The organism is Prevotella sp. MGM2, assembly GCF_002933955.1.
Classification (GTDB): domain Bacteria; phylum Bacteroidota; class Bacteroidia; order Bacteroidales; family Bacteroidaceae; genus Alloprevotella.
In genome coordinates this window covers 1-1,175 of the sequence record NZ_BEWW01000004.1, presented here as the reverse complement: position 1 = coordinate 1,175, position 1,175 = coordinate 1, and the positions used below count along the sequence as shown (strand labels likewise).

Annotated in this window: 1 protein-coding gene; it reads left to right on the top strand. The window is 53.0% G+C overall.

What is annotated here, in order from left to right; translation table 11 throughout:
* Positions 1–1,175: DUF5723 family protein (locus C5S62_RS13405; protein WP_104403545.1), on the top strand; the 1,175-nt coding region annotated here is incomplete at both ends.

Below are 1,175 nucleotides of genomic sequence, written 5' to 3'. Positions count from 1 at the left end.
CTCCTTGACTCCAGCTACGTATCAGTGCTCTTCGGCAACATCAACGTCGGCCTGACAGGCAATATCGGTCTGAAAAATTTTGTCTATAAACTCTCGCCTGCCGACCAGATAAAATACGGCGGCTATGAATACACCACTTTCATGAGCCCCACGGTGAGCGCGCAGACTTTTCTTGACGGGCTGCACGACAAGAACCGCATCGACACTTATCTCAACTATAATCTTTTTTCAGTAGGTTTCAAAGCCTTCGGCGGAACCAATCTCGTGGAACTGAACCTCCGTTCGAACACGAACGTATCGTTACCCTACGAACTGTTCGAATTCATGAAAACCACCGGTGAAAAGGAGAACTACAATCTCAAGAACATAGGCCTGCGCACGCAGAATTATGCCGAAATAGCTTTGGGACACAGCCGTAGCATCGACAACCGGCTCACCGTAGGTGGAAAAATGAAATTCCTTCTGGGCTTTGGCTATGCCGACTTCGCCGTGAAAAACCTCAACCTGACCATGAACGGCGACCAGTGGCGCGTACAGGGCGACGCCCGCCTAACGGCCGCTTTGCTCAACACAAAGCTGGAACATGAAACGGCCGACAAAAACGCTCCCGATGGCCGTCCCCGCGTAAAGGGACTTGACGACATAGCCTTCGGCATGCCCGGTTTCGGCGTGGCCTTCGACCTGGGTGCCACCTACAAACTGACAGACGACCTCACACTGAGCGCCGCCGTGACCGACCTCGGTTTCATCAGCTGGAAGGGCGCGCAAAAGGCATCGTCAATGGGTGACTACACCTTCGATGGATTCGACAACATTTACGTAGGCAGCAACAATACCGGCGACAACAAGTTAGGCGACCAGTTCGAGAAAATAGGCGATGACCTCGAAGAGATGTTTGCCATCTACGATGACGGGGAAAGCAATGCCACACAAGCAATGGCCGCTACGGTAAACGTAGGAGCGGAATACACTCTGCCGGCTTACCGTAATTTGCGCTTCGGATTCCTTTACACCTCCCGCATACACAGCCTCTATTCCTGGCATCAGGGTATGCTCTCCGCAACGGTACGTCCGCTCAAATGGATAGAAGCCACCGTCAACGGCGGCGTATCGAGCACAGGATGCACATTCGGTGCGGCGCTCAGCCTCAAGGCCAAGCACTTCAACTTCTACAT